This is a genomic window from Aphanothece stagnina RSMan2012 (genome assembly GCF_046764815.1).
Lineage (GTDB): Bacteria > Cyanobacteriota > Cyanobacteriia > PCC-6307 > Cyanobiaceae > NIES-981.
The window spans coordinates 1-21,777 of the sequence record NZ_JBKOUC010000005.1; the positions used below are offsets into that span (position 1 = coordinate 1).

The 21,777-nt window shown below is 64.1% G+C and carries 24 protein-coding genes; 20 read left to right on the plus strand and 4 right to left on the minus strand.

The window, feature by feature from the left end:
* Window positions 1-100: 100 nt before the first annotated feature.
* From ACLNEE_RS04540 to ACLNEE_RS04565, 6 genes are all read left to right on the plus strand, one after another.
* The gene (locus ACLNEE_RS04540) at window positions 101-874 is read left to right on the plus strand and encodes a class I SAM-dependent methyltransferase (protein ID WP_411422261.1); all 774 of its coding nucleotides are present in this window, start codon (window positions 101-103) and stop codon (window positions 872-874) included.
* 13 nt (window positions 875-887) lie between these two features.
* Complete coding sequence (locus tag ACLNEE_RS04545; protein ID WP_411422262.1) at window positions 888-1,844, plus strand: exostosin domain-containing protein; 957 nt, start codon at window positions 888-890, stop codon at window positions 1,842-1,844.
* A gap of 1 nt (window position 1,845) precedes the next feature.
* On the plus strand, window positions 1,846-2,772 hold the full coding sequence (locus ACLNEE_RS04550; RefSeq protein ID WP_411422263.1) for a glycosyltransferase family 2 protein: 927 nt from the start codon (window positions 1,846-1,848) through the stop codon (window positions 2,770-2,772).
* A complete protein-coding gene (locus tag ACLNEE_RS04555; RefSeq protein WP_412006823.1) occupies window positions 2,756-3,673 on the plus strand; it encodes a hypothetical protein in 918 nt (305 codons plus the stop codon). Before ACLNEE_RS04550 ends, ACLNEE_RS04555 begins: the two co-directional genes overlap by 17 nt.
* Before the next feature lie 373 nt (window positions 3,674-4,046).
* Window positions 4,047-4,808, plus strand: coding sequence for a class I SAM-dependent methyltransferase (locus ACLNEE_RS04560; protein ID WP_411422265.1), 762 nt, complete (start codon window positions 4,047-4,049; stop codon window positions 4,806-4,808).
* A gap of 124 nt (window positions 4,809-4,932) precedes the next feature.
* Entirely contained in the window at window positions 4,933-5,970 is a 1,038-nt protein-coding gene (locus tag ACLNEE_RS04565; RefSeq protein ID WP_411422266.1) for a glycosyltransferase family 4 protein, read from the plus strand.
* 32 nt (window positions 5,971-6,002) lie between these two features.
* Here the strand turns inward: ACLNEE_RS04565 and ACLNEE_RS04570 are convergent, their stop codons facing one another.
* A complete protein-coding gene (locus ACLNEE_RS04570) occupies window positions 6,003-6,218 on the minus strand; it encodes a hypothetical protein (RefSeq protein ID WP_411422267.1) in 216 nt (71 codons plus the stop codon).
* Between ACLNEE_RS04570 and ACLNEE_RS04575 the strand changes: the two genes are divergently transcribed.
* The 11 genes from ACLNEE_RS04575 (at window position 6,217) to ACLNEE_RS04625 (ending at window position 15,896) form a co-directional block, all read left to right on the plus strand.
* Window positions 6,217-7,338 (plus strand): exostosin domain-containing protein, encoded by a 1,122-nt coding sequence (locus ACLNEE_RS04575; RefSeq protein WP_412006824.1) that lies wholly within the window; start codon window positions 6,217-6,219, stop codon window positions 7,336-7,338. The genes ACLNEE_RS04570 and ACLNEE_RS04575 overlap by 2 nt on opposite strands.
* Before the next feature lie 123 nt (window positions 7,339-7,461).
* On the plus strand, window positions 7,462-8,601 hold the full coding sequence (locus ACLNEE_RS04580) for a glycosyltransferase (protein ID WP_411422269.1): 1,140 nt from the start codon (window positions 7,462-7,464) through the stop codon (window positions 8,599-8,601).
* 30 nt (window positions 8,602-8,631) lie between these two features.
* Window positions 8,632-10,035, plus strand: a complete 1,404-nt coding sequence (locus tag ACLNEE_RS04585; RefSeq protein WP_411422270.1) for a hypothetical protein — start codon at window positions 8,632-8,634, stop codon at window positions 10,033-10,035.
* A gap of 19 nt (window positions 10,036-10,054) precedes the next feature.
* A complete protein-coding gene (locus ACLNEE_RS04590) occupies window positions 10,055-10,597 on the plus strand; it encodes an LbetaH domain-containing protein (RefSeq protein ID WP_412006825.1) in 543 nt (180 codons plus the stop codon).
* 88 nt (window positions 10,598-10,685) lie between these two features.
* On the plus strand, window positions 10,686-10,901 hold the full coding sequence (locus ACLNEE_RS04595) for an AbrB/MazE/SpoVT family DNA-binding domain-containing protein (RefSeq protein WP_411422272.1): 216 nt from the start codon (window positions 10,686-10,688) through the stop codon (window positions 10,899-10,901).
* Between the two features lie 30 nt (window positions 10,902-10,931).
* The gene (locus ACLNEE_RS04600) at window positions 10,932-11,270 is read left to right on the plus strand and encodes a PIN domain-containing protein (protein ID WP_411422273.1); all 339 of its coding nucleotides are present in this window, start codon (window positions 10,932-10,934) and stop codon (window positions 11,268-11,270) included.
* 97 nt (window positions 11,271-11,367) lie between these two features.
* Entirely contained in the window at window positions 11,368-11,559 is a 192-nt protein-coding gene (locus tag ACLNEE_RS04605; RefSeq protein WP_411422274.1) for a PIN domain-containing protein, read from the plus strand.
* A gap of 230 nt (window positions 11,560-11,789) precedes the next feature.
* The gene (locus tag ACLNEE_RS04610) at window positions 11,790-12,593 is read left to right on the plus strand and encodes a glycosyltransferase family 2 protein (RefSeq protein ID WP_411422275.1); all 804 of its coding nucleotides are present in this window, start codon (window positions 11,790-11,792) and stop codon (window positions 12,591-12,593) included.
* Window positions 12,586-13,218, plus strand: coding sequence for a class I SAM-dependent methyltransferase (locus ACLNEE_RS04615; RefSeq protein ID WP_411422276.1), 633 nt, complete (start codon window positions 12,586-12,588; stop codon window positions 13,216-13,218). Before ACLNEE_RS04610 ends, ACLNEE_RS04615 begins: the two co-directional genes overlap by 8 nt.
* 478 nt (window positions 13,219-13,696) lie before the next feature.
* Complete coding sequence (locus tag ACLNEE_RS04620; protein WP_412006826.1) at window positions 13,697-15,037, plus strand: glycosyltransferase family 4 protein; 1,341 nt, start codon at window positions 13,697-13,699, stop codon at window positions 15,035-15,037.
* 130 nt (window positions 15,038-15,167) lie between these two features.
* Window positions 15,168-15,896 (plus strand): hypothetical protein, encoded by a 729-nt coding sequence (locus ACLNEE_RS04625; protein ID WP_411422278.1) that lies wholly within the window; start codon window positions 15,168-15,170, stop codon window positions 15,894-15,896.
* A 380-nt stretch (window positions 15,897-16,276) separates the two neighbouring features.
* Here the strand turns inward: ACLNEE_RS04625 and ACLNEE_RS04630 are convergent, their stop codons facing one another.
* On the minus strand, window positions 16,277-16,495 hold the full coding sequence (locus tag ACLNEE_RS04630) for a hypothetical protein (RefSeq protein ID WP_411422279.1): 219 nt from the start codon (window positions 16,493-16,495) through the stop codon (window positions 16,277-16,279).
* On the opposite strand from ACLNEE_RS04630, the gene ACLNEE_RS04635 reads away from it, so the two are divergent.
* On the plus strand, window positions 16,485-17,267 hold the full coding sequence (locus ACLNEE_RS04635) for a hypothetical protein (protein ID WP_411422280.1): 783 nt from the start codon (window positions 16,485-16,487) through the stop codon (window positions 17,265-17,267). The two genes, ACLNEE_RS04630 and ACLNEE_RS04635, sit on opposite strands and share 11 nt — an antisense overlap.
* A gap of 7 nt (window positions 17,268-17,274) precedes the next feature.
* On the opposite strand, the gene ACLNEE_RS04640 is transcribed toward ACLNEE_RS04635, so the two are convergent.
* Complete coding sequence (locus ACLNEE_RS04640) at window positions 17,275-19,665, minus strand: polysaccharide biosynthesis tyrosine autokinase (RefSeq protein WP_411422281.1); 2,391 nt, start codon at window positions 19,663-19,665, stop codon at window positions 17,275-17,277.
* A gap of 131 nt (window positions 19,666-19,796) precedes the next feature.
* Between ACLNEE_RS04640 and ACLNEE_RS04645 the strand changes: the two genes are divergently transcribed.
* Both ACLNEE_RS04645 and ACLNEE_RS04650 read left to right on the plus strand, forming a co-directional pair.
* On the plus strand, window positions 19,797-20,744 hold the full coding sequence (locus tag ACLNEE_RS04645) for an archaeosortase/exosortase family protein (RefSeq protein WP_411422282.1): 948 nt from the start codon (window positions 19,797-19,799) through the stop codon (window positions 20,742-20,744).
* On the plus strand, window positions 20,741-21,283 hold the full coding sequence (locus ACLNEE_RS04650; protein WP_411422283.1) for a pyocin knob domain-containing protein: 543 nt from the start codon (window positions 20,741-20,743) through the stop codon (window positions 21,281-21,283). The genes ACLNEE_RS04645 and ACLNEE_RS04650 overlap by 4 nt, the downstream gene beginning before the upstream one ends.
* On the opposite strand, the gene ACLNEE_RS04655 is transcribed toward ACLNEE_RS04650, so the two are convergent.
* On the minus strand, window positions 21,272-21,730 hold the full coding sequence (locus tag ACLNEE_RS04655; protein ID WP_411422284.1) for a hypothetical protein: 459 nt from the start codon (window positions 21,728-21,730) through the stop codon (window positions 21,272-21,274). The genes ACLNEE_RS04650 and ACLNEE_RS04655 overlap by 12 nt on opposite strands.
* Window positions 21,731-21,777: the final 47 nt, after the last annotated feature.

Genomic DNA, 21,777 nt, shown 5'->3' on the forward strand with positions numbered 1-21,777 from the left:
GGGATCGTGTCGGCCGCGAGACGCTTGCGTTCTACGAGCAGCTGCTGCGCCAGAACGCCTCTGGCGGCACCCGCCCCACCCTGAACACGCCAGGCTCCTGATGATCACCGAAGCTCTGCTGCGCACCCAGGCCTGGCGCTACCCGCCGCCCCTGATCGAAGGCCAACTCCGCGACATCCCACGCATCGCGTCCAACATCGGCTTCGCCCTGCGCCGCCATGCCGGTGCCGATCCGCGCAACCTGTCTCTGATGGACCTGGGGGGCGGCGTGGGGCTTTTCTCCATCGGTTGCGCGGCGCTGGGCATGCGGCGCGTCGTGCTGGTGGACGACTTCAACGACGAGGTCAACCAGGCCACCGGCAGCACCATCCTGGACCTACACCGCTCGATGGGCATCGAGGTGCACTCCCGCGATGTTGTGACCTGCGGCATCGGCGACATCGCGGGCACGTTCGACATCATCACCTCGTTCGACAGCATGGAGCACTGGCACCACTCCCCCAGGGCGCTGTTCGCGCAGGTGGTGGCCAGACTGAAGCCCGGGGGCACCTTCCTGCTCGGCGTGCCGAACTGCGCCAACCTGCGCAAACGCCTGACGCTGCTGTTCGGCCGCGGCCAGTGGAGCACGATGCGTGACTGGTATGAGGTGCCGGTGTTTCGCGGTCACGTCCGCGAGCCCGATGTGGCCGACCTGCACTACATCTGCCGTGACATGGGGCTGGTGCGCTCCGAAATCATCGGCCGCAACTGGCTGGGCCACCTCTCGTCCAGGCGCTGGGTGCGTCTGGGCGCGGCGCTGTTCGACCACCCGCTGCGCCTGCGCCCGCAGCTGTGCTCCGACATCTACCTGCTGGCCCAGAAGCCCACGGGCTGACGGGCGACGAGCCATGGCCCAGGTCTACCTGTTGTCGACCCGCCAGGACGCGACCGACCTGCCTCGCATGCAGGTCGCCGCGGAGCGTGACCGTGTGCGCCAGCACTGGCTGACCGGCCGCCCCGAAGACGCCGACCTGATCCTGTTCACCGACCCTGCCGTGCCCGACATGGCCGACATTCGGCAGCACCCGCTCTACAGGCAGCACGCATCCCGATGCTTCGTGATGGCAACCGGCGACCGCGTGCTGCCCTTCGTGCCGGGCCTCTTCGCCTGTCCCGAAAAGACAACTCATCCTGTCCACCGCAGCCGCACCGGTCCCTACCTCAGGGTGGCCTTCGAGCCGCCGGCGCCCGACGAAGCGGAAGGGTTGCATCCCTCCGAACCTGCCGAGGAGCTGCTGTTCTCGTTCGTGGGCCGCACCGAGACGGCGGCCGTTCGCGAACGCATCGCCAGGCTGCGTCATCCCCGAGGCGTGGTGATCGATGCGTGCCTTCCCGACCGGGGCCTGGCACCGGCCGCATTTCGGCGCCTGCTGGCACGCAGCCGTTTCGTGCTCTGCCCTCGGGGTTACGGCAGTTCCAGCTTCCGCCTGTTCGAAACCTTGAGGGCCGGCCGCGTGCCGGTGATCGTGTCGGACGAGTGGATCCCCTGCTCGGGGCCCGATTGGCCGTCTTTCTCGTTGATGGTGCGCGAAGACAAGATCAGCTCCCTCCCGGCGCTGCTCGAGAAGGCCGAGACTCAGTATGCGCAAATGCAGCAGGCCGCCCGCCGGGCCTGGGCCGAGTGGTTCGCCACAGATGTCGTCTTTCACCGCACCGTGGAGTGGTGCCTCGACCTCGCCCGGCACCAGCCCGCATCGCGCCGATGGGACGACCGCCACTACCGCCTGGGCCGCTGGCGGCCGTCGATGCTGCGCTGGCAGTGGGCTGGCCGTCACTGGCGGCGCCGCCTGAGGGCTGCTGCATGACATGACCCGGGCTGACGACATCAGCATCGTGATCCCTACCTACGGCCGCGAGGCCGTGCTGGTGGACACACTGCGCGCTCTGATGGCGCAGCCCGTGAGGGCTGCCGACATCATCGTGGTCGACCAGACCCCGCAGCACGAACCGCAGACGGTCCAGTCTTTGCAGCGGTGGTCTGCCAGCGGAGAGCTGCGCCACGTGTTTTTCGCGCCGCCCAGCATCCCCCGCGCGATGAACCTTGGCCTGTTGCTGGCCCGCACCCCGTACGTGCTGTTCCTGGACGACGACATCGTGCCCGCCCCGGCGATGGTCGCCTCTCTCGCCCAGGTGCTGAACAGCCTCGATGCGCGCACCACCTGCGTGGCCGGCCAGGTGCTTCAGCCAGGTGAAGCCGTGATCCCGCGCAGCAGCTGGCGGCATAGCTGGTTCCCGTTCAACAGCGCCGAGCCGGCGATGATCGACGACGTGATGGCTGGCAACCTGTGTGTCCATCGTGAATCGGCCATCCACATCGGAGGCTTCGACGAGAACTTCCGCGGTGCCGCCCTGCGCTTCGAGAGCGAGTTCGCTCGCCGCGTGCGCGCCTCGGGCGCGACGATCGAATACCGCCCCGAGGTGAGCATGCACCACCTGAGGGCCGAGCGGGGCGGCACGCGTGCCAAGGGCACACAGCTGACCACCTGGCGGCCCCACCACTCGGTGGGCAAGTACTACTTCGCCTTCCTTGGCGGCCTGTGGCAAGCGTTCCAGGCTGTGCTGGTTTACCCGTTGCGCTCGATCCGCACCCACCATCACCTGGCCGCCCCGTGGTGGATCCCGGCGACTCTGCTGGCTGAGCTCCTTGGGATGGGTTGGGCAGCGTGGCTGCGCCTGAAGGGGCCGAGGCATGTGGATCTGCGCGACCCTGTAGCGCTTGGCAATCTTCAATAGAGGCAGAACTCTGTCTACACTACCGACAGCATTTCTGGGCTTAGCGGTCTACCCCGAAAATCAGGTCTGGCCGAATGTAGTTGCTTTCGTCGCCAGTGCGCGGCGAAACTCGCCGACGAGTGAAATCGTCTTGATCACCTCACCTTTGGGGTCGCGCGACCGCGCCGAATTCCAACGTCATGGTGTGTCAAGCCTGCCACTTGCCGACCCCTCTCCTGTGGGACATGAAGCTGATCCAGAGCATCGTCAGCTGCGCAAGCAGTGGGTCATGTCGCTCTACGCGAAGAGACATCTGCATTACGCCCATGCTCTTGAGCAGATGGCTTCACGCCATGTATTGCTGACTGATACACGCGATGTTGTTGTTGCTGGAGAGTTGAGTGCTCTTGGCGCTGGAAGAAATCTGCTCTTGGCGCAAGAGAATGTGACGCTATCTCTCGGCTCAGAGCCCACAAATCGGAGCTGGATCGTGAAATGTTACGGACAAGAAGAGATGGAGAGACTGCATGAAAGGAGGATACTCTGTGCCGGAACAGTGTACGGGCCCAGCGATGCCCTGCTGGTCTATGTCCGGGAGATGTCTCAAGAGTTCATGCGCGTCGGTATCGTGCGCATCACGGAGTTTGGTGATCAGCCAGTCCACAACTATTTGGCGTACAGCGGGCGATTGCCTGTGTATGAAGTTAGTACAGCAGAGGCCGGTGGAATTAAGACAATTGGTTTGCTACCCAAGCGCCGCTTTATGTTGGGATGGGTGAGAGACTCCTTGGCTCTACGTGCACGGCAGAAGACCGTGATCTATCACCAATACGATCGCCATATGAACTCAAGAGTGTTTCGCTGGGCTTTCGCTCACGCCTCAGCCGACTCAAATTTGCAATCGTACTCTGATCACCAATGACTTGATGGGATTGTCTAAGATATGATGCGCGTAGATCGCGTCGGGCCCTCCAGCAAGAACTCAGATATCTCCGCAAGTCGAGGAATGGCCAATGTGCATATTCCTCGTCATCCGGACTTGGTGTGGCAAATTTGAATTCATGGAATGGTTTTCCTGAGGCGGTTGGCATTGTATCTATAGAGCTTTTGACCTTTGAAGATGATTGCAAATCTATCTGGCGCTTCTTTCTTGATTTGGGATCAATCAGTTTTCGTGGTCGGCTGTCTATTGGCGTGCGCCTAGATAGTGTGTAGATTGAAATTGCTAAGCTGGATTCTCGGTAAAGACGACGTATAGCGCGTTCTGGATCGTTTCGCTAAAGATGGGAGTTTCGATGCTGCAATCCTGGGTCAAGGAACTTGATAGCCGAATCCTCGGCTCAGCCTTGGCGTCTGCCCGCCGCGCATATCGCATGAACAGGTCCGGCGTGCGGGTCGGTCTGAACGGTACGCTCTCATGGCAGGTCGACATGAAAGCGCGTAACCAAGTCGCGGAACTGTGCGATATGCATGGATCAGATAAGGGATCTCGCATGGCGAGTGGTCATTCTTACCAGTGGCCGCCGCACCGTTACTGTGAGTTCTATGCGCGCATGTTCGATCACTGTCGCTTCAGTATTGGGAGGGTGTTCGAATGTGGCATTGGTTCTAGCAATGCAGCGATCTCTTCCAGCATGGGTCCGAACGCGCGCGCAGGGGCTTCCCTTCGAGTCTGGCGAGACTATTTCCCCAATGCACAGATCTATGGTGCCGACATCGATCAGACTGTTTTGTTTCAGGAAGACCGCATTAAGACCTATTTTGTCGATCAGATGTCGATTGACTTGATAGAGAAGATGTGGCTTGATATAGGTGTTGCTGATTTTGATCTCATTATCGATGATGGCTTGCACACTGTGGCTGCGGCAGAAACCCTTTTCAACAACTCATTCTCGAAGCTCAGGCAAGGTGGCGTTTATGTAGTTGAGGATATGCTTTGGGAATATGCAGTGTCTCTCTGCGATCGGCTTCGTCATCTCGGGTGTTCCCCTGAGATTGTAAGTTCGACCATGCTTTCCGGGCACCCTGACTCATTTCTCGTCATCATTCGCCGCTAACTAGGCGACGCATCCCAATCCAGCAGATTGTGGACGTCGAAGATCAGGCTCCAGATTCCTATATGGCACAGAGATGATGCGAGTTGCCTTGCTTTCGGCGGCTCCACAAGCTGCCTGTGGCAGCATGTCTATTCACGCCGAGCTGGTGCGTCGGAGCGTTGAGGCGGTGGCTCCAGATGTCCAGCTGCGCACCGTGCATCTGCTGCGCCGGCAACCCCGCGGTGCAGCGGAGCGCCTGGCGGCGGTCGCGGCGGCCCGCTGGCGCTCCAGCCAGGTTAAGGCCGATGTGGTGCACTGGCTCGATGGCAGCCATGCCTATCAGGCTGCCGGCCTGCCCTGGTCGCGCACGCTGATCACCGTGCACGACCTGATCCCCGCTCTCCAGGCCGAGGGGCACTTCCCCGGGGTCGAGCCTCCCGGCTGGGCGGCTCGCCAGCTCGTGGCCGCCAGCCTGCGGGCCCTGCGCCGAGCCGGGGCGGTGTGTGCCGTGAGCCAGGCCACCGCCGCTGATCTTCAGCGTCTCGGCGGTCGCCAGGTGGATGCGGTGGTGCCCCTCTGCCTGCGGCTCCTGCCGAGCCCGGCCGTCGCGACGGCCCCGCTCCCCCGGCCCTACATCCTGCACGTGGGCCACAGCGGTTTCTACAAGAACCGCCCGGCCGTGATCGCCGTGTTCGCGGCGCTGGCGCCTTCCTTCCCGCAGCTGCAGCTGGTGCTCGCCGGCGGTGCTGCCACCGATGCACTGCGGCGACAGATCGATCGCCTCGGCCTCACTGAACGGGTGCACTGGCACTCTGCGCCCAGCGACGCCGAGCTGGTGCTGCTCTACCGCCAGGCCAGCCTGCTGCTGTTTCCCAGCCTCTATGAGGGCTTCGGCTGGCCGCCGCTCGAAGCGATGGCGCTGGGATGTCCGGTGGTCTGCTCCAACGCCGGGTCGCTGCCTGAGGTGGTGGGATCCGCCGCACTGACGTGCTCACCGGAAGATCATGAAGGATTGATCCACGCTGCGAAGAGACTGCTATGCAATCGAAGTCTGAGGGTTCATTTGATCGAGCAAGGCCGTACAAACACGGCACGTTTTTCATTGGATCGTATGGGTCACGCCTATGCAAGTCTTTATGGGAGGCTTTACAGGGAGAAGGTGGATAAGATGCACTATGGCTAAGGTTGTCAGTCATTGTTCGTGGCATGCTTGAATCAGCCGTGTTGAATCGCTTTGGCTGAATCTGCAATGTTTGTATTTGATCCTTGGATGAGCATTGAGGATGGCGTTGGCTCTCTTGAAGCCTCAATGCCTTTGGTGACTGGCGGTTTCGAGGTGTCTGCCTGTTCATGCTTCTTGCACATCACGTAAACCGTAATACTTCTGGCCGATTCTGCTCGATTTAGCATTCTCTTGGCTTTGATGGGCATGGCGGTTCCTCGAATCAGGATTCATATTCCAAAAGAGTGGACTGCTGCCAGTAAGGGTCGCAGGATGCTGCCTTTGGCAACAAGTCTGCTCGGTTTAAACCCTGCAGTGGGATCTAGCGCTAGTCAACGACTTGCCTTTGATCTGGGCATGGACTTTACGCAGTCTTGCTCGGTATCCACGGATCTTTATGAGTCAGATTTTTTGCTCTATCCTTATCACTGGAGAAACGATGATTGCCAACATGTCTTCTCTTCTGGTATTTCCCAGGCCAGTGTGTGTAGCGGGCTTTGGCCACCGGTTTTGCTCCATGGTTCCACCGCTGATATCTTGTCGCCATCCGAAGTGATTATACCCTTTGACGTCTATACTTATCTGAATCCTTGCCTGATCAAGGGGTGTGAGCCGAAGAATGCTATGGCTTCGCCATTCTTTATTCCTGATCTTGTCCAGGGCTCATGGTCTCCAGTTGGAGAGATGGATACGCCTTCCATAGGGTTTTGCGGAATTGCCGCGCCGCTGAAAACCCCTTTTAATTTTACCAAGCTCACTGACATGGCGCGGCTTGGTGCTACCTATCTCTCATTTCTCGGTATCAACTCGGATAGACTCTTAAGAAGAATTCGGAATAATAGCAAGCACGCTTACAGGGCAAGGCTGATCAGAAATCTGGCAAGGGAAAAGTCTTTTAACACTTCATTCATCCTTCGCGATCGCGGAGGCCTGGTTAGCAATGCCTACTATAGGATGACCGATGATAGCCCATATATAATTGAGTATCTTGATTGCATTAATAATAATCTCTACACCATATGCACTCGGGGGACCGAGAACTACTCGGTTCGTTTTTATGAGACATTGTGCCTAGGGCGGATCCCGATACTTGTTGATTCTGACATCGTTCTGCCGTTTGATGGCAAGATTAATTATAGAGAACGATGCATTTTCATTGAGCCTGCGGAGATTTCAGCGGCCGCTGAGATTATTGCTGAGTGGCACTATTCTCGAACCGCCAAGCAGCTGGAACAGATTCAGGCGAGCAACCGGGAACTGTGGCTTACGCATCTCTCCCATGCGGCCTTTTATCCACGTCTGCTTGAGCACTATCAATCCATGCGCTGAGCGATGGATGCCGTTGGTGGCGCCCAAGTGCGCTCCACAATGGTTGTATAGGTCATTGATGCATGCTTGTCTGTACGACATGCTGTGTCCAGATGCAGGCCTCCTTGAGATATACGCACTGACATGCAGATTTGCGTTGACGCCCTGGCGGTGACCAACCTATCGGGACGCCGTGTGCTGCTGGGCCATCTCGCCGAGCTGATCGCCGCTCACCATGAGCAGCATCGCTTTGTTGTGTTGCATCATTGGGGCAACCGCGATCTCATCCGGGATCTCGGCGCTCCCGTGCGCTGGCTGCAATGCCCGGGCCTGACCCGCCACTGGACCGGCCGCCTGCTGTGGCAGCACACGCTGCTGCCGCTGCTGCTGCGCCGCCACCACATCGACGCGGTGCTCAGCCCCACCGGCGGGCTCACCCCCGCCACGGCCCTGCCGCAGATCGTGCTGGCGCAGAACCCTTGGTGCCTCGTGGCGTCTCTGCATCGCGGGCCCGCGGCCAGACTCAAGGCGGCCCTGCAGCGTCACGCCTACCGCCGGGCCCAGCGCCGGGCCCGGCTGCTCTTCTGCAATTCGGCCTTCCTGGTCCGGCTCTATGCCCGCAATGCCGGCACCCCACCCCGCCCGGAACCGATCCTGGCCAACGGCATCGATGAAGCCATCTTCCTCGCTGCACAGCCGATTGCTCGCTTCGACGCGCGGCTGCTGGAGGTGCTCACCGTGTCGGTGATGGCCCCCCATAAGGCGATCGAACTGGTGGTGGAGGCCATCGCGCTGCTGCGGGGCCGGGGTGTGGCAGTGCGACTGCGCCTCGTGGGGCCCTGGGCCGATGCGTCCTACCGGCGCCGGATCGAGCGGCAGATCGCCGCGCTCGGCCTCGCCGATGCAGTGCTGATCCAGGGCCGGGTCTCTGAGGTGGAGTTGCACGGTTTCTTCCGCCGGGCCCGGGTGTTCGTCCTGCTCAGCCGCTGTGAGTCGTTTGGCCTGCCCGCCGTGGAGGCGCAGGCATTCGGCACCCCCAGCGTGGTGGCCGATCTCGGGGCCCCACCGGAGATTGCGGGCCCCGGTGGGCTTGTGGTGCCACCGGAGGATCCCGCCGCGGCTGCTGCCGCCCTGCAGAGCCTGCTCTGTGATGCCAACGCCTGGGCGCAGGCGTCGGCCAGTGCCGTGGCCAATGCCGAGCGGTTTCGCTGGAGCACCGTCTCCCGACCACTGGTTCACTGCCTGGAGCAATGGAATCAGAGCGGCTCGGTTGACCCTGGCTAACGTCAGCCAACGGCGCTTGCTCCAGCGGCCATGGCACTGTTCGTTCTGCTCACCCTCGGTGCTGTCGCCACGCTTTCGGCCTTGGGCAACTGGCGCTCGGGCTTGATCTGGATGCTGGTGATCGCTGCCGTGCAGGATCCCCTGCGCAAGCTGGTGCCGGGGGCCCCAGGCAGCCTCCTGCTGATTGTGATCCCGGTGTTTCTGGCCACGGGCTTCGGCCTGATCAGTGCCCGCCGGCATGTGTGGTTGGGCTTCCAATCCTCCTTCCCGGCTGTGGCCCGAAGCCTGGGCTGGTTTGTGGTGGCCTGCCTTCCCGCGGCGCTCCTTTCGCTCACCTATGGCCCGGGTTCGTGGGCCTTCACGGCCTTTGGCGTGCTCTCCTACGGCATCATTCTCAGCTCGATCCTGATCGGTTTCTATTACCTTCGCTCCGAACGTGAGCTCAGGCGCCTGCTGGCGATCTACTGCCTGATCACCGCTGTGGCCTTGACTGGCACCTTCCTGGAGTATTTCAAGGTCGATGCCCTTGCCGACATTGTTGGCACGAAAGCACTGGATTTTGACTGGATCCGCTATGGCTCCGGCTACACCGTGCAGCTCCTGGCGGGCTTCTACCGCAGCCCCGATGTGATGGGCTGGCATGCGGCGGCCGCGGCGATGCTCTCTCTGGTGCTTGTTTTTGCCGGGCGCGATCCCGGGCGCTGGCGCTGGCTGGCGGTCACAGGAATTGCGATCGCCGCCCTGGCGGTATCGGGTCGCCGCAAGATGGTGTACATGCTGCCCTTTTTTCTGTTGATGGTGGTTCTGCTGATCTTGCAAAGTCGCAAGCGTGGCCTCGATCTGCAGAGCCTGGTGTTGCTGGCATTGCCCCTGCTCATTGCGTTTTCAGTAGGCAACTGGCTGGGCGCGGAATCTGAATTCGTTCGGTATTACACCGATAACCCCAATGATGTAGCTGTCCAGGCCCAGCGGCATGGCTGGGAGGCTGTGATCGGCACGTTTCAGCAGACGGGATTCTGGGGTTCGGGCCTGGGGTTCGCCACTCCTGGCGCCCAGAACATTCCGTTCCCCAGGCCCAGGGTCTGGCAGGAGAGTGGGATGAGTCGACTGATGGTGGAGCTCGGTGTGCCTGGCCTGTTGATGATGCTGGTATTCATTGGCAACCTGCTCATGGCAGGCCTGCGCAGTGCCCGCTGGCAGTTTGCGGCACACGCTCCCTTTGGCCGCTATTCCATCGCCCTGCTCGCCTTCGTGCTGGCCAACATCGCCAGCCTGGCCATCTCCGGCCAGATCCTGGCCGACCCGTTCATCGCCTGCTTCATCGGCCTGATGATGGGCATGCAGTTGTCGCTCACGCGCCTGGCCTGGCGGTTGAGAGCCGCCGAACCAGTCATGGATGGCCCTCCCCAGGCGGCGATCGCTGCCGCATCCTGAATCACTCCCGCAGCGCCGCGTGATCCAGCGCCTCGATGCCTACCAAACCCCGCCACACTGGCATCCGGGCCGGCCCTGGTTGGTGCAGACCGTCTGGTTCTGCCTGGGCTCGCCGCTGCTGGCGGCCCGCTGGCTGCCAGGGTCCCCCTGGCGCGTGCTGCTGCTGCGCGCCTTCGGGGCCCGCATCGGCGCAGGCTGCCGCCTCAAGCCCGGCGTGCGCGTGCAGCTGCCCTGGCGGCTGGTGGTGGGCGACCACTGCTGGCTGGGGGAGCACGCCTGGTTCGACAACCTCGCCCTGGTGACGCTCGGCAACCGGGTGTGCGTGTCGCAGGGGGCCTACCTCTGCACCGGCAACCACGACTTCCGCTCGGCCGGCTTCGAGCAGCGGCTGGCGCCGATCTCCGTGGGCGATGACGTGTGGATCGCCGCCCGGGCGGTGCTGGCCCCCGGCACCGTGGTGGGCCCCGGCGCCGTGATCGCCCTGGCGGCGGTGGTGAGCGGTGTGGTGCCGCCCGGCGCCCTCCTGCGGGGCAACCCGGCCGTGGTGATGGGGCAGCGGTAGGGGGCAAGCAGGCTGTGCCCAGCGCTCGGAATTATCTGACTTAGGACTTGGTAATTCACCTCTGGGTTTTCCGCCCCTCGCCTCCGTCATGCGCAGCACCATCACCGCCCGCGGCCAGACGGTCATTCCTGCTCCGATCCGTGAGCGCTTCTCGCTTGGCCCCTCGCAGCGGCTCGAATGGATCGTGGAGGCCGATGGCTCGATTCGTGTGGTGCCGGTGGATCCGTCGCCCGTGAAGGCCTTCCGCGGTCAGGGCCGCTGCGGTGGTTCCGCAGACCGCCTGGTGGCCGAGCGGCAAGGCTGAACGCCATGACGAGCGTGTCGGCGAAGCCTGATGGCTGGCCTGCTGCTGCTGCTCGACACCTCCGCCTTGCTCACCCTACGCGACGATGAGCCCGGTGCCGACCGGGTGGAGCAGGCTCTCGGGGACTCTCACCGATGTTGCGCCTGCTTCCTCAGCCGCATGGAGGTGCTCTACCGGGTGTGGAAAGACGAAGGCGAGCGGGCTGGTCGTCTGTCCTACGAGCAACTCAAGGCTCCGCCGCTCGACTGGATCGAAGCTAGCGAGCCGCTGCTGGAGCGGGCCGCCAGTCTCAAGGCCTGCCACCCTGCTGCACAAAGATCCGGAGTTCCGTGCCATCGCCGAGCTTTCTCAGGAGTGGCTCGGCTCTGAAGTTGCTCAGCCTGAGGCCACCCTGTGAATCGGGAGGCTGATCGCCTGTGCGTGTCCGGCCAGCCGCTGTCTTGATGTTCTGGATGCCGAATCCGCGTTGATCGTGCCTGCGATCACCACCCAGGCTGTGGTGGCCATCGCCGCTGTCCAGCTCAGCCACTCCCTGCGTCTGCCGATGACAGGCATCATCCTCTTCGCCGCGGCCCGCATCCATCAGGCCCGGTTCTACACCGTGGACACCGATTTCAAGGGCCTCAACGACGTTGAGGCGATTGCGAAACAAGGCTGAAAGCTTCCATTCAACGTCCCGTGATTCATCCAAGGGGGTCTGGTCATGCGCCGCATCTGGAATGGATCGTGAAGGAGGAATGCCGCCAGGTTGAACCCAGACCTGGGCTGGGCTGCGATCGGCTCAGTCGAGCCTGCCTGATGCTGCACATGTCGAGGATCAGAGGGTCATCTCACTATCTTTAGACGCCATGCTTCCAGCCCGCTCCGCCATCTTCGCTGCCCGATACCGTGGCTGATTCACTCGATCAGGTCACCCCGCTGATCCTCACGTACAACGAGGAGGACAATATCGGCCGCACCCTCGAGGGTCTGCGCTGGGCACGGCGCATCGTGGTGATCGACAGCGGCAGCACCGACCACACCCTGGAGATCCTCCATGGCTTCCCCCTGGTGGAGGTGGTGATGCGGCAGTTCGACAACTTCGCGGCGCAGGCCAACGTTGGCCTCGGGTTGATCCGCACCCCCTGGTGTCTGAGCCTGGATGCTGATCACGGCATCACCCCGGCCTTTGGCGCGGCTCTGTCTGCGCTGATCGCCACCCTGGAGACGGATGTGGCGGCTGTGCGCACGCCGTTTCGCTACCTGGTGCATGGCCGCCCCCTGCGTGGCGCGCTGCTGCCTCCTCGCATCAATCTGATGCGTCCCGGTGCGGGCCACTACGTGAACGATGGCCACGCCCACCGCTTCCTGCCCCACGGCCGCGTTGTGGAGCTGGCTGAGCCCATCCTCCACGACGACCGCAAATCGCTGGATCGCTGGCTGGAAGCCCAACGGCGCTACCTGCCCCAGGAGGTGCACAAGCTGCGCACCACCCCCCGCCACCAGCTCTCTCGCGCCGACCGGCTGCGCCTGCGCCATGGGATCGCTCCCTTCGCGGTGCTGCTGCTCTGCCTGGTGTGGCACCGCGGCCTGCTCGATGGCTGGCGCGGCTGGTATTACGCCTTCCAGCGGATGCTGGTGGAGCTGATGCTCAGCCTGATGCTCTGGGAGGCGCGGCAGTCGGAGGTTGTGGGTGACGTTCCGCGTGGCTGATCCCATCTCCCACTTCGATTACCGCTGGTCAGAGGAGATTCCCCACACCCTCGCCTATCTGATCAGGCCGCTGTTGAGCCTGTTGCAGGAGGGCACAGCTCCTGGTTGTCGGATCCTCGATCTGGGCTGCGGCAACGGCGCTCTTAGTGCCCACCTCAGCCGCCTTGGCTACCAGGTGGTGGGTGTGGATCCCAGTGTCAGCGGCATTGCTGTGGCGCGTCGATCTTTTCCTGCGGTGGCCTTTCATCAGGCTCCTGCTGCGCCTGATGCACTCCAGGCACTGGAGCTGCCGCCCTTCGATGTGGTGATCAGTACCGAGGTGGTGGAGCACTGTTACGCCCCCCGTCAGTGGGCCACAGCGGCCTTCGGAAGCCTCAGGACCGGTGGCCGATTCATCTGCTCCACGCCCTACCACGGCTATTGGAAGAATCTGGCCCTGGCGCTGAGCGGGAAGCTCGACGGTCACTTCACGGCCCTCTGGGACGGTGGCCACATCAAGTTCTTCTCACGCCCCACCCTCACCGAGCTGTTGTCGGAGGCCGGATTCGTGGATCTGAAGTTCATGGGTGCCGGCCGCTGCCCATGGTTCTGGAAGTCCATGTTGATGGCTGGGCGCCGGCCCTGAAAAGAGATGCTGCCCTGTTCACTCCCAGACAGCAGCACCCCTACCTAGGCGATCGAGGACATAAACCCGACATGATCCATCTGGTCATTCAATACGACACCAGTAATCTGCAGATCATCCAGGCACATCTCCGCTGCCTCAAGGGATATGGTGATAGTGGCTCTGAGGAGCTGGCAGTTCATGCAACGCGACCCGTTGATGCCAATCACCCCCTGATAACTCAGCTGTTTCAAGGGTGGCTGGGAGCTTGCCGATCATCGGCAGCAGCGTGACCAGAGTCCGGAAGCCATCCTCTTGGCAGACCGCCTCATGGTGTGGGTGCCGTCATCTTGACCACCGTTGACGCGGTGGCGTTCACGTTTATCTTCCTCATAGTTTCACGGGACGAACCCAGAGTGTTGGCCAGCGGTCGCCTCGATTTCGCGTGACCCTCACAAGCTTTCCCGGTCTTCGCCTGGCTAAGGGTGTGTGCCTCCGCTTGAGGCAGCGGTTCCACTGGCGTCAGCAGCGCAGCCGCAAGGCCAGGCTCACGCTGGTGAATCAGTTCTTTCCGCCTGATTACGCCGCCACCGGCCAGCTGCTCGACGACCTCACCCGGCGCCTGGCAAGCAGCGGCCTTCAGAGCCAGATCCTTACCGGCATGCCGAACTATGCCGGTGGAGCGAGGGAAGCGGCGAGTCTGGAGTTCGAGCCCAACCGCTGCATCCGCCGCACCCGCGTCACCCGCTTCTGGCCCCGGCGGATCCGCGGCCGCGCCGTGAACGGCTTGTTTTTCTGTCTGCGCATCGCGGCACGGTTGATGCGCTATTCCTGGCGCGGTGATCTCCTTTGCTACACCACCGAGCCGCCGTACCTGCCCATCGTGGGCTGGCTGGTGCACCGTCTCACCGCCACCCCCTACCTGCTGATCATCTACGACCTCTACCCCGAGGTGCTGGTGGAGCTGAAGGTGCTGCCGGCCGATCACTGGCTCTGCCGGCTCTGGCGCCACGGCAACCGGCTCGCCCTCGCCGCGGCCCAGGAGGTGGTGGTGCTCAGCCAGCCGATGGCGGATCGGATCGCGGCTCTGGCACCGGCGGTGCGGCACAAGCTGCAGGTGATTCCCAGCTGGGCTGACCCCGAAACCATCCGGCCGCTGGCCAAGCTGGCCAACCCGTTCGTGCGCGAACACGGCCTCGAGCAGGCCTTCACCGTGCTCTATTCCGGCAACCAGGGCCGCTGCCACGACCTGGTCACCCTGGTGGCCGCAGCGGCCATCCTCCAGGCCGAGCGTGACATCGTGTTTCTGATTCAGGGGGATGGACCGCAGAACACACGGCTGCGCCATCTCGTTGCCGATCTCAATCTCGCCAACTGCCGCTTTCTGCCCTGGCAGGACCCGGCCGTGCTGCCGCTCGCCCTGGCGGCCGCCGATCTGGCCGTGGTGAGCGTGGGCATCCAGGGGGAGGGTCTGGTGGCTCCCAGCAAGCTCTATGGCCATCTGGCAGCGGGCACGCCGATCGCCGCTATCACACCAGCCACCTCCTACCTCCGCCCGCTGGTGGAGAACGGGGGCTGTGGCCGCTGGTTCGCCAATGGCGATGCGGTGGGTCTGGCGGCCTGGATCCGCGCCCTTCACGCCGACCCGCCCCAGGTGGCGGCGTACGGCCGAGCGGCCCGGGAGCTGCTGCTGGCCACGGCCAGCTTGGAGAAGGTGAGCGCGGCCTACCTGAGCCTGATCCTGCGCCATCTGCCGGCCCGCAAGCGCGAGGTGCTCCGCTGCGAAGGGTTTGTGAGTTCAGCTGCAGTGGTGGACGAATTTTCCGCGGTGACTCACTAGGATGAAGACTCAGCTGTCTTGTCCATGGACATCGTCACGTACCCCTTTTGGGTACAACTGACCAGGATTCAACGATCGAGCCTCCAGGCTATCGGGCTGCTGGGCGCTGTGAACTCCTGCCGGCTCGCGGGTGGCTGATCCCCTTCTGCCACCGCGGCCAGCCAGGTTTCGCCTGGCGTCCATTCTGGGCGGTGCCCTCCTTACCACAGGACTGGCGCTCGGATGGGAGGGCCAGGCCAAGGGGGCCGATCTGGTGTTGTCGTATAGCTTCAGTCAAGATATTACTTTTAGCTATTACAAGGATAGTCAAAATAACCCTGAGACGAGTTCGCTTTCTGGATCCTTCTCGTTGAACTGCGGTCCCCTGTCGGCACTGGAGTGTGTGACCAGCCCGGGAACTGCGGCCGATCCAACCCAGGTTGAATTGACCAATGTGCAAATCAATCAGCCCGCTACTACTTTCACGGCCGGTTACTACTTCGATACAGCGGCGAATTCCTATTTTCTTGAATTCCGAACAAAAGAGCTTGATACCGGCGGAAAAGGACAGGCGCTGAGGATCGCCTTGGCCAACGCGCTTCCCCCTGGAGAGGGTCAGTCGGCTCCTTACTCATCGATCGGTTTGATAACAACTGGGAGTTTTTACTGCAAGAGCACTGATAATAACATTGGTTGCCCCGGCCAGGACAATCCATCTACTGGTCAGACGGGGCAAATCTTTTGGTTTTCTCCTGGGGCCAGTGTGAACTTGGTGAGTATCAAGATCGTTCCAGCTCCCTTCTCTTTGCTGCTCCTGGCTCCTGCCGCTCTGATCTCGCGTCTACGGCGCCGCTACACAGTGCGCACCCCAGTATCCTGATCCCGTACCCAGCGGCTGGTTCGTCAGGGTACCTGGGTCGGGGTGCTTTTGATGGGATGCTTTCCGGCTCATGACAAAGCTTCTTTCGAGCCGATGGCCGGCTGCGCGAACGACTCTTGGATGGCTCTTGGATGCCTCTACTGTCCAAGCCGTCGATAATCTTGGCTACACCTTTGGATCGGGGGTCAGCTTTTCTTGCGGCGGAAGAAATGGCACGACCACTCCTGGCGGCAGATTGACCGGCAGCTTCGCCCTCGAGTGCGGCTATGCGGCCTCCGCCCAGGATTGTCTGACCTATTTCCGGTCAGACGACAGGTCTGACCGATTGAGAGACTTACGATGGGGGCTTGGATCTATTTCAAAGGCGGATCCTAGTGCTATCAGGACATCACCACCTTTTCGCTCACCTCGCCCAAATGAACCTTGTTGTCGGGAGGCTGTGACAGCACGGAGCCGCCACTGACGAGCGTCTCCTGTCCCAAGGGGAAGACGCTGACCCTGCCATATTTCAATGGCAATGTGAGGGCTGTGCCAGCACCCTTCGGTCTTCCCCTGTTTTTCATTCCGCTGCGTCGATAGCCTGAGGCGATGGAGTTCACCGGCCGTCGCACCCGCAGTCTTGCCCGGCTGGCTGCCTACGTGCTGCTGCTGGTGTTTCTGCTCAGTCTGCTCGGCTCGGCCCTGCCCCTGCCGCTCGGCGATCCCGACCGGGCCATGTTGCTGCTCAACGAGGTGCTGGAGCGCTCCCCACTCCCCCTGATCGGCGTGCTGGCGCTCTTCTTCGGCTTTGCCGAGGACGCTCAGCCGGCCATCTGGGAAGTGATGCTGGCCCGCGGGTTGCGGCCGCTGCTGCGCCTGGCCGCCCTCGCCTATCTGCTGCTGGCCCTCGCCGTTCTGGGCCTGGCCGATCGCATCGAAGCCAACGGCGTGCAGTTGCTCTCCGGCCAGCTGCAGACCTCGCTGCAGAGCCTGGAGCGGTTGCGCCGGGGTGTGGATCAGGCCGGGGATGCCCAGACCCTGCAAACGCTGCTGGCCCAGGATCCCCGCCTCATCCAGGCCATGCAGCAGGCCGGCATCACCGTGGGCGAAGCCCGCACCTTCCCCCAGCAGCAGGCCCTCGCCCGGCAGCTGCTGGAGCGCGCCGAGGGGAACCTGCGCCAGACAGGCCAGCGGCGCCGCGCCGATGCCAGCGGCAACCTCACCCGCCAGAGCGTGCGGCTGGTGCTGGTCGCCCTCTGCTACGCCGGCTTCCATCTGCTGGCCAGTTTCATCTGGCCACCCTCCCTGGCCCTCACCCTTGAGCGGGCGGTCGAGCGCCGCCAGGCCCTGGCTCTCGAGCAGCAGGAGGAGGCCATTGATCCCTCCCCCTGAGCCCCTTTCAGCCGTTCAGCCAGCGGCGCAGGCCCTGGGCCCACATCCGGCGGTTGCGTTGGTTCGGCAGCAGCCGTTGAAGCGCTGATCGCTGCTCCACGCCCTCGGCCGCCTCGCTCTGGTAATAGCTGTAGGCCACAGCGGGATCGTAGGGATCGTCGCCGCCGTAGCCGCCGTAGCCATAGCCATACCCGCCGGTGTAGGGCCGCTGCAGCTCATCCCGGGCCACGCGCGCATTGGTCACCACGCCCAGCAGCGGTGCCCCGGCTGCCTCGATCCGCTCCAGCGCCTGGGCCGGCAGGGAGCGATCCACCCGGTTGAGGCTCACCAGCAGCAGGATCCCGTCGAGCTGCTCGGCCACCAGCGCCGCATCCGCCAGACCCAGGGTCGGCGGGGTGTCGTAGAGGATCAGGTCGTAGTTCCCCGTGGCCGCGATCTCCTTCACCAGCTCGGCCATCCGCGCCGAACTGAGCAGCCGCGGTGGATCGGGTGGCCGACGGCCGGCGGTGAGCACATCCCAGCTGGGGTAGTCGGGCAGGGTCTGCACCACCTCGCGCCAGTGCCTCTGGTCGTCGGTGAGCAGGGTGGTGAGCCCTTCGATGTTGTCCAGCCCGAGCCGCAGGTGCATCTGCGGCTTGCGCAGATCCGCATCCACCAGCAGCACCCGCTGGCCCAGTTCGCAGAGGGTCTTGGCCAGCAGCACGATCGCCAGACTCTTCCCCTCGCCCGGGATCGAGCTGCTCACCGCCACCGAGCGCACCTGCCGGTCGCTGTTCAGGAAGCGCAGGCTCGTGTAGAGGTTGCGGAAGGCCTCCTGGTAGGAGAAGCGTTCGTAACCGGCCAGGCCGGCGGCTTCGGTGTCGAGCTCCTTGAGCAGGAAGCGCTTCGAGCGGCGCACCCCCTTGAAGAAGCTGATGTGGGGGATGTGGCCCAGCAGCGGTTTGCGGAGGTCTTCGCGCACCTCCCCCGGGCTGTGGAACACATGGTCGAGCCGGTCGTGCAGCAGGGCCGCCCCGGTGCCGGCCAGCAGCCCCAGCAGCAGACCCTGCATCAGCCCGCGGTTCAGATCGGGCTCCACCGGTGTCGGATTCACCCCCACCGGCGCAATCACTTTCCAGGGCACGTTGTTCTGGGCGATCTCCAGCTGGAACTGTTCCCGTGTGCGCTGGTAGCCCGCCAGGTTCGATTCGGCGATGTCCAGTTTTCCCTTGAGTTCCTGGAACTCCCGCAGCAGCGGCGGCTGGCTCTTGAAGCGTCCCTCCAGCTCTACGATCTGGGTTCTGGTGGAGGCGATCGCCTTGCTCTGTTGTGCCAGAGCCGCATCCACGGCCTGCAGTTCCTTGCGCAGCAGCTCCGGCCGCAGACGATCCCGCAGGGCCACCAGATCCGCCAGCATCGGGGCTCCGGGCTGGTAGACCGCCCGCGCCGCGGCGATCTGCTCCTCCAGCTTGGTGAGCACGGAGAGTTCCGATTGGTTCGGCACATCCAGGCTCAGGCCAGTGCCGCCCCCGGCACCGCTCTCACCCCCGGCGCTGCTGCTGAAGCTGCGGGCCGTGAGTGTGCCGCCGGCCACGGCGCTGCGCACCTGCTGCAGCCGCTGCAGTTCGGCCTGCTGGGTCAGCAGGGTGCCGCGCAGCTCCTCCACCCGGCCCCGCACCGCCTGGGCTTCCTCCTCGGGTGCCAGCACGTTGTGGCGGGTGCGGAATTTCTGGAGCTCCTCCTGCAGCTTGTTGCTCCTGGCCTGGAGCAGCGGAGCCTGCTCGTCGAGGAATTTCACCCCCTCGGTGAGTTTCTGGCGCCGCTGATCCAGCGACCATTCCAGAAAGCTGGCCTCGCTGAGTTCCAGGGCCTTGCGCACCATCGCCACATCGCCGCCCCGGGAGGACACCGCCAGCACGCCACCGGAGACGAAGCTCTGACCACCGGCGCCGGAGGTCACCAGCGACACATTGATCGAGGGGGGACTCCTGTCCGGGAACTGCTTCGCCAGCTGGGTGTAGACCGGTTCGAGCACCACCGGGCTCTGCAGCACCTGGATCAGGGTGGGCACGTCGATGCGGCTCTCGTTGCGCGCCACCGAGGAGATCGCCCCGCCTTCACCGCTGCCGCCCCCTGCCGTGCTGGCCTCGTTCACCGGATCGGAGATCAGCAGCGTGAAGCCCCCCGCATACACCGGCGAGAGCACCCGGTTGGCCAGCGCCCGTGCCCCGGCGATCGCCGTCACCGCCACCACCACCAGCACAAAGGTGCGCCGCCGCCGGCGCAGCACCTTCAGCAGGGTCTGCAGCTTGAAGCCGCCTTCGCCATCCCCCTCATCGAGGCTGGGGGGGGTAGGCACGTAATAGAGGGCAGCCCCCTTGGCTGCCGGTGTCGGCGCTGGTCCGCTGCTGGTGGCCATCAGATCAACCGAGTCAGCTGCCGATCAGCTGCAGTGTATGGACCCTGGCGGGATTGAGCAGAAGTGATGATCACCAGAACCCAGCCTGACCCTCGAAGCGGTTTCCGTGTCCCGGGCGGTATCTAGCCTCGATGGCGTTCACCCCCCAACCGCCCCGCGGTCCGGCCCTGGCCCGTCTCACCCTGCTGGCCGCGCTGGCCGGTGCCCAGCTCACCCTGGCGCAGCGGGCTGGGGTGGGGGATTTCGTGGTCATGGCCGCCCTCTCCTGGCTGGCCGGTGGTCTGCTCCTGCTCGAGCGGGAGGAGCAAGGCCAGGTGCCGCCCTTGGCGGCGATTCCCTGGTCCCGCTTCAGCGCTGGTGTGCTGCTGCTGCTCTGGGCCCTGCTGGCCCTCAGCTTTGCCGCCCGGCTCTACGACCCCCTGCTCTGGGGCCTCCCCCTGGCCAGCTTGGCCGGCCTGGCCCTGCTGGCGGGTGTGCCCTGCAGAGCAGCCCTGTTCGGCAAGCTGCTGCTGATCGGCGCGCTGCTGCCCCTGCAGGGGATCGTCAACGCCCTCTGGCCGGTGGAGCCCCTGGCGCTGATCACCGCCCGGTTCACGGCCTTCCTGCTCTGGCTGGTCGGCCGGCCGGCCTTTGCCGATGGCCGCCAGGTGATGCTCGACAACCAGATCCTGGTGGTGGATGGTGGCTGCACCGGCCACACCACCCTCAGTTTCTGCCTGGCCACCCTGGTGGTGCTGGTGGTGCTGTTTCCCCTTGGGAACCTCGGGCTACCCCCCGGGAGGCTCACGGGGCGCTGGTCACGCCTGGGGTTGGCCGCGCTGGCGGTGGCGCTGCTCCTGCTCGGGGTGATGCTGATCAACGCCGTGCGCATCGCCCTGCTCGCCTACACCCTCAAGGACCCCGGCCTGCAGGGCTGGCGCGCCTGGCAGAGCTTCGACTTCTGGCACAGCGGCGCCGGTGCCCAGCTGTTCGCCCTGCTGGCCAGTGGCCTGGTGTGCGGCGCCTACGTGCTGCTGCTCGAGTGGAACCTGCGGCGCCGGCGCCGGCGCCGCACCGGTTCGGGAGGGTCCGCCCCGTGAGCGTTCCTCGCGCGAGGGTCCGGCTCGGGCTGCTGTGGCTGCTGGCGGGCTGGGCCGCCCTGCTGTCGCTGGATGCCCTGATCCGGCCCGCGGCCGTTCACCCCGGCGCGGCGCTGCCCCAGCAGCTGCGGCGCGATGGTGTGGCCTACGGGCGGCTCGATCCGGCCCCTCCGCCGCCATCCCTTCCCCTGCCGCCGGGGGTGGTGCTGCTCGAGGCCGCCGACTACCGCCCCCTCACCGCGGCGGCGCCGCAGCCGCTGATCCGGCTGCGCCTCCTGGGCCACAGCCGCACGGGGGAGAGTGGCGTCTTCCCGCTGGCGGCGATCAGCCAGGCCCTGAACGCTCCGGCGGACGGAGCGGGTGCCTGTGTGGTGCTCGATGCCAGCGGGATGGTCACGCAGCGCTTCAGCTCGGAGTGGGAGCACACCACCTGGGTTCGCTCCCGCCCGGTGCCCCTCCACGAACGCCTGGCCTGGCTGGCCGGCCTGCGCCCTTACCGCGCCAACAGCTGCCTCTGGCAGAGCGCCTCAGCTCCCTAGATCCACATAGCGCCCGCCGTCCTGCCGCCGGTGGCGCTGGCGCCGCGCCTCCCGGCGGCTGAACTCGCTCACGCTGGGATTGGCCACCGCCGGATCCACATGGGCCACCTGCTGCCAGAGCTCCGGCGGTGCCCAGCGGACCCGGTGGTGGCCCTGCTCCGGCTGCACCACATGGCACCAGCGGCTCTGGCCGCAGCCGGCGCAGAAGAGCTCCTCGAGCCACTCGTTGCTCAGCACCAGCACCGGGTAGGCCTGCAGCACCAGCCGGGCCTTCTTCTCCGTCAATCCCCGCTGTCTGAGCTCCTCGGCCGTGAGCAGATGCAGGAAGTACTTGCGGCCGTTGCCGAGCAGCCGTTCATCGGGATGGGCCGGACACCACAGTTCGCGGCGGCGGGGGCGACGCCGCTGTCGCGTGGCGGGCGCCGGCAGGGCGCGCTCCGGTGGCATCAGGCTGGTATCGGGATTCTGGATGGATCCTCCCCAGACACGGGAGA